The organism is Anoxybacillus sp. TBDG-1, from assembly GCF_054815885.1.
On sequence record NZ_JBTZSY010000076.1, the window covers coordinates 1 to 6012 of the forward strand.

6 protein-coding genes and 1 pseudogene are annotated in these 6012 nt (G+C 40.1%); 2 read left to right on the plus strand and 5 right to left on the minus strand.

What is annotated here, in order from left to right:
* Positions 1 to 205: 205 nt before the first annotated feature.
* The 4 genes and pseudogenes from ACYQY7_RS13495 to groES all read right to left on the minus strand — a co-directional run bounded on the left by ACYQY7_RS13495 (position 206) and on the right by groES (position 4159).
* Positions 206 to 1084 (minus strand): annotated as a pseudogene (locus tag ACYQY7_RS13495) (IS982 family transposase).
* 263 nt (positions 1085 to 1347) lie between these two features.
* Entirely contained in the window at positions 1348 to 1863 is a 516-nt protein-coding gene (locus ACYQY7_RS13500) for a tyrosine-type recombinase/integrase (RefSeq protein ID WP_461202827.1), read from the minus strand.
* Between the two features lie 322 nt (positions 1864 to 2185).
* On the minus strand, positions 2186 to 3802 hold the full coding sequence (gene groL, locus ACYQY7_RS13505) for a chaperonin GroEL (RefSeq protein ID WP_435622430.1): 1617 nt from the start codon (positions 3800 to 3802) through the stop codon (positions 2186 to 2188).
* 72 nt (positions 3803 to 3874) lie between these two features.
* Positions 3875 to 4159 carry a co-chaperone GroES gene (gene groES, locus ACYQY7_RS13510; RefSeq protein ID WP_004888755.1) on the minus strand — a complete coding sequence of 95 codons (285 nt, stop codon included), beginning with the start codon at positions 4157 to 4159 and terminating at the stop codon, positions 3875 to 3877.
* A gap of 225 nt (positions 4160 to 4384) precedes the next feature.
* Between groES and ACYQY7_RS13515 the strand changes: the two genes are divergently transcribed.
* Positions 4385 to 5122 (plus strand): lysostaphin resistance A-like protein, encoded by a 738-nt coding sequence (locus ACYQY7_RS13515; RefSeq protein ID WP_461202829.1) that lies wholly within the window; start codon positions 4385 to 4387, stop codon positions 5120 to 5122.
* Positions 5119 to 5292: a YdiK family protein gene (locus ACYQY7_RS13520; RefSeq protein ID WP_461202831.1), complete on the plus strand. Its 174-nt coding sequence runs from the start codon at positions 5119 to 5121 to the stop codon at positions 5290 to 5292. The genes ACYQY7_RS13515 and ACYQY7_RS13520 overlap by 4 nt, the downstream gene beginning before the upstream one ends.
* A 9-nt stretch (positions 5293 to 5301) precedes the next feature.
* Here the strand turns inward: ACYQY7_RS13520 and ACYQY7_RS13525 are convergent, their stop codons facing one another.
* Positions 5302 to 5937 carry a redox-sensing transcriptional repressor Rex gene (locus tag ACYQY7_RS13525; RefSeq protein WP_461202832.1) on the minus strand — a complete coding sequence of 212 codons (636 nt, stop codon included), beginning with the start codon at positions 5935 to 5937 and terminating at the stop codon, positions 5302 to 5304.
* Positions 5938 to 6012: the final 75 nt, after the last annotated feature.

Here is a 6012-nt window from a genome sequence, read left to right on the forward strand (position 1 = left end):
GTTCACGAGGAAAGTGAACTTTTTCTTGACGTCCTACTTTTTCAACACTTTGAAAAATCATAGATTTTTATTAAATATGTGGTCAAAATGTGGTCACGTGGTCACAAAGGCGGAGCCATCACTCCGCCTTCTTTTTACGAGCAAAAAGAACCTACTCAAAGCGAGTAGGCTTAACATTATTTCAACCCGTGGTGCTAGTTGAGCGCTAGCGCTCAACTAGCCCGAGTGTTACAAGTGAATACACCAACAAGATACCATCGAGTGCTACTTCAAATCCCGCAATCGAATTCGCACGAATTTCTGTCATACGATACTGGTCAACAAGGACGGAGAATACCGTTTCAATGACTTTCCGTTTTTGTTTGAGCCATGTCTCCCATGATTCCGATGGGCGGTGTTTTTGGTTTTTGCGAGATGGAGTCCAAAAGGCGATTTGGTACGCCGCATACAACTTTTTTTTCCATTCACTACTGATGAATCCTTTGTCACCCAAGTTATAGGGGTGAGGAATTTGAGTCATGATGGTTTCAGCTGCGGTTCGATCGTGACAGAACGCCTCGGTTACCACGTACCCCATAGGTAGCCCTTGGTCTGTCACCTGAAGATGAAACTTAAACCCATAGTACCACTGCTTTTTCGATGCACAAAACCCGATGTCAGCGATGCCTTGAAATCGTTTGACACGGTACATTCTTGCGGCATGGCACAACTCGATTGGCATGCTATCTACTACCGCATAGGCATGGTGTTGACCACGTTTCGCTAGTTCATGACGAATCCATTTGATCGCAAAGCGCAGCGCTCGGCAACGGCGATTGTATCAAGAACGTTCGAGAAAACGTCCATCCGTGAACAAGTTCCCAGTAACAAAGCGATGCCATGCACGTTCGGAGGAGAAGCCAATCAACTTTCCTAACAGATGAATGGCAATGATCACTGCGTCTTCTCGTTTCGCCAAATGACGATTGCGACGTTGAAGATAGCATGGAATTTATGACAGCTGGGCAGAAACAAAAAAGAAAATCGCTGCATATTGTTTTTGAATTTTCGCTTTGTCTGTTGTAAAATGAAAGTGCTCTTGCATGGGGATTCTCCTTTCGAATGTTTGGTCGCACTTTCATTCTACAGGAGATCCACAGGAAAGGGCTATTTTTATGCTTACTCGATTTTATCTAGCACCGAGGGTTATTACACAGTAAGTAAATATAGAGATTGGCAAGTGGTGCATTTTTAATTGCCATTTAATACATTTTCTACTTACCAAAAACAATATCAAGCTGATGAAACGTCAGGGATACGGATACCGAAATATCCAGCGTTTTGCACTGCGGGTTCGGCTAGAAACAGCTAACATACTTTCATGACAGGTGCAAGTACATCTTCTGGTGATGAAGCAAAATTCATTTTTTGCCCCAGATATTTGAAAACTAACATCAATGAATTGTCAGTCATTTGGGTGTTATCTCGTTTCACAAGAACATAATCGCTTAAATTTCCCCAATATTGTTTACAGAAGATTTGATATGCCGCCAGTTCTTTTGCCAACTTATCTGTAATAGGAATAGTTTCCTTTCTTCTGTTCTTTACGAACACCGATATTGATTTATTTACAAAATCAACGTCAGACCATTGAAGGTTGATAATTTCACATCGTCCTATCCCTGTGCCAAGAATTGTTACAATAATCATGTAATCTCGATAAGCAACATAACTTTTTTCTCGCCGTCTGATACGCCTATAAAAGTTTAACATTTGGTTAATTTGTTCATCGCTGAAAACCTCAATCTTAACGTCTTCTTTTTGTGGTTTAATTTTCTTGGCAGGGTTAGTTTTAATGACTCCACATTCAACTAAATAATTCAAAAATGCTCGAATCCTCAGCAATTTGGTGTTAATGGTTCCAGTTTTATCACCTTTTTCTTGACATTTTAAAAGATATTGCCGCACATGACTTTAAGTAATATCCTCAGCGTTTACCACTTCGTTCTCAATACAATAGTCTACAAATTTCCCTAAAGTCATTTCATAATTTTTGATATTCGTTTTAGTCGTGTTCTTAAAACGTCTGTCGTCAATAAAATCTTGATATGCAAATTTTAACAACACAAAAAGGACTACCCCCTTTACAAAGGAAGTAGCCCTTACGTTTGAATGTATTTTTAACTGTGACTAGTTCTCTTTTATATTACATCATGCCGCCCATGTCAGGCATGCCTGGTGTATTTTTGTTTTCTTCTGGTTTGTCAGCAACTACTGCCTCAGTTGTTAAGAACATAGCGGCAACAGATGCTGCGTTTTGAAGTGCAGAGCGAGTTACTTTTGTCGGATCAACGATACCCGCTTCGATCATGTCAACCCATTCTCCAGTTGCTGCGTTGAAGCCGATGCCAGGTTTTTCTGTTTTTAAGCGCTCTACGATGACAGAACCTTCTAAGCCAGCGTTTTGTGCGATTTGACGAACTGGCTCCTCGATTGCACGAAGAACGATTTTCACACCAGTTGCTTCGTCGCCTTCAGCTTCAATCGCTGCAACTTTATTGTACACGTTCACTAACGCAGTACCACCGCCGGCAACGATACCTTCTTCAACTGCCGCACGTGTTGCATTCAATGCGTCTTCAATGCGTAATTTGCGCTCTTTCAATTCTGTTTCTGTTGCAGCACCAACTTTGATTACCGCAACACCGCCAGCTAATTTTGCTAAACGTTCTTGTAATTTTTCACGATCAAACTCAGAAGTAGTTTCTTCTAATTGAGCACGGATTTGATTGATGCGTGCTTGAATGTCTTCTGCACGACCAGCGCCGCCAACAATTGTTGTATGTTCTTTCGTTACAACAACTTTCGCCGCACGACCAAGTGAAGCAATTGTTGTTGATTTCAATTCGCGACCTAACTCTTCTGTGATCACTTCACCGCCTGTTAAAATTGCGATATCTTGAAGCATTGCTTTACGACGATCACCGAAGCCAGGTGCTTTAACTGCAACAGCTGTGAATGTACCACGGAGTTTGTTCACAACTAATGTAGCAAGCGCTTCGCCTTCTACATCTTCAGCGATGATTAACAATGGTTTTCCTTGTTGAACAACTTGCTCTAACACAGGAAGAAGTTCTTGAATGCTTGAAACTTTTTTATCTGTAATTAAGATGTATGGATTGTCTAATACAGCTTCCATTTTATCAGAGTCTGTAATCATGTATGGAGATACATAACCACGGTCAAACTGCATACCTTCCACAACATCTAATTCTGTTGTGAAACCTTTAGACTCTTCTAATGTAATGACACCATCTTTACCAACGCGCTCCATTGCTTCCGCGATTAATTGACCTACTTCTTCGTCAGCCGCAGAAATAGCTGCAACTTGAGCAATGGAGTCTTTGCCTTCGATCGGTTTCGAGATCGCTTTTAATTCTTCCACAGCGACCGCAACAGCTTTTTCAATACCTTTGCGAATGCCCATTGGGTTCGCGCCAGCTGTTACGTTTTTCAACCCTTCGCGAATCATCGCTTGCGCTAATACAGTCGCTGTTGTCGTACCGTCACCAGCAACGTCGTTTGTTTTGCTTGCTACTTCCGCAACAAGCTTCGCACCCATATTTTCAAACGGATCTTCTAATTCAATTTCTTTTGCAATCGTTACACCGTCATTTGTAATTAATGGAGAACCGAACTTTTTCTCTAATACAACGTTACGACCTTTTGGACCTAATGTGACTTTTACTGCGTCAGCTAATTTATCTACACCGCGTAACATCGCACGACGAGCTTCTTCACTGAATTTAATTTCTTTTGCCATACATCTTACCCCCTTGATGATCATTGTTTGTTAAGTATTTTTTGTATGCTTTATATGTTATCAGACGAACGATTAACCAATCACAGCTAAAATGTCGCTTTCACGTAAAATTAAGTACTCTTTTCCGTCATATTTCACTTCTGTACCCGCATATTTTGAGAAGATGATGCGGTCACCAACGCTTACCTCTGGGGCTACGCGCTCACCATTATCAAGAACGCGACCTGAACCAACAGCAACAACTTTTCCTTCTTGTGGTTTTTCTTTCGCTGTGTCTGGTAAAACAATTCCGCTCGCTGTTTTCTCTTCAGTTTGGATTAATTCAATGACAATGCGATCACCTAGTGGCTTCAACACGGCAAACGACCTCCTTAATTAGATTTTCGTTCCGTTATTAGCACTCGTTATTATTGAGTGCTAACACACTTATTATATTAATGAACTTTTTTCAATTTTGCAAGTAGGAAGTTAAAAATTTTTCACTAAATGTTTCCCTTTTTCATTATGTCTTTCCTTTCGAAATTCATACAAAAAATATGGTAAAATGAAAAAGTACTCATTTTGTGAAAAGGGGTTGAACACGTGGAAAAGCGATATTGGTATGTCATCATTACATACATTGCTATGCAACTATCCAGTTTAATTGGCGTTCCTTTGCTCGCACATAGTGGATTTATTAACGCGTCAAATAAAGAAATAGCTTTTTCAATTGCCTCAGGCTATTGGGCTGTCATTAGTTTCTCTATCGCTTTGCTTCTCGTTCTGTATTTCATGAAAGAAGATATGAAATACTCATATGATCGTCATCGAGCATCAATTGGAGCGTCGATCTTTTGGACGATCGGGGGATTTTTTCTTGCCCTTTTCGCCCAAGGCATTGCAGCTAATATTGAAATGCATGTATTTGGTGTCGAGATGGGATCTGAAAATACAAGACGCATCGTTGAAATGGTAAAGCTTACACCCGCACTTATTCTCGTCACTTCAGTCGTTGGACCGATTTTAGAAGAAGTCATCTTTCGAAAAATTATTTTTGGAACGTTGTATGAAAAATATAACTTTCTTTTATCAGCCCTTGTCAGTTCACTTTTATTTGCTGTTGTTCATTTAGAGTTCGAGCATTTGCTTCTTTATGCAACGATGGGATTTGTATTTGCGTTTTTATATGTCAAAACAAAACGTATTCTCGTACCTATTGTGGCCCATGTGCTCATGAACACCTTTGTCGTCGCCATTCAAACATTATTTGCTGAAGAAATTGAAAAAATGATGCGCGAAGCAGAACAAATGCAATTCGTGATTTGGGGGCTGTTTTCATGAAATCTGAACCGTTGTTTTATTTTCTAATGGGCATTTTATTTACTTATTTTGCTGTGGATAGTGCCGATGATGGCATTTGGGACATAACGACGATGTTATTCATCCTAATTGCAACATTTGATTTCGGTGCAGCAATTCGTTCTTTATTAAAAAAAACCTCCCGCTCATAAACGGGAGGTTTACTCATTTCCGTAATGTTTTAAAAAGTAAACGAGTGACTGCAATTCGACTGCCAAATCAATATGATGAACACGAATGTGCTCTGGCACATGCAGACGAGCAGGCGTGAAGTTTAAAATTCCTTTAATGCCTTTTTGGACAAGTCGGTCAGTAATCGGTTGAGCAACTTGAGCAGGGACAGTTAAGATCGCTACTGTAATTCCACCGAGTTTTTCATCCAATTCATCTAAATGATAAACCGGAACTCCTCCGACTTCTGTTCCGACTTTATCTGGATCTACATCGAACGCCATCACGATTTTCGTATTATTGTTTTTGCTAAAATTGTAGTTCAAAAATGCCGTCCCTAAATTACCGACTCCAAATAACGCGACTTCTGTCGTTTCATCTTGATCTAACGTTTTTCTGAAAAACGACAGCAAATAATTCACATTATAACCGTATCCTTTTTTTCCAAGCGCACCAAAGTATGAAAAATCACGGCGAATCGTTGCTGAATCGACTTTTACGGCTTCACTTAACTCCGCTGAAGATACACGTTGCTTTCCTGATGCATGTAAATTTTTCAAAAAACGATAATACAACGGTAGTCGCTTTGCGGTCGCCTGCGGAATTTTTTGTTGTTCATTGTTCACGAGTCAATCCCCCACATTTCCTTGTTTGAGTCAAGACTTTGTGGGAGATTTTTTTCTCGACCGATTTTTTTGGTT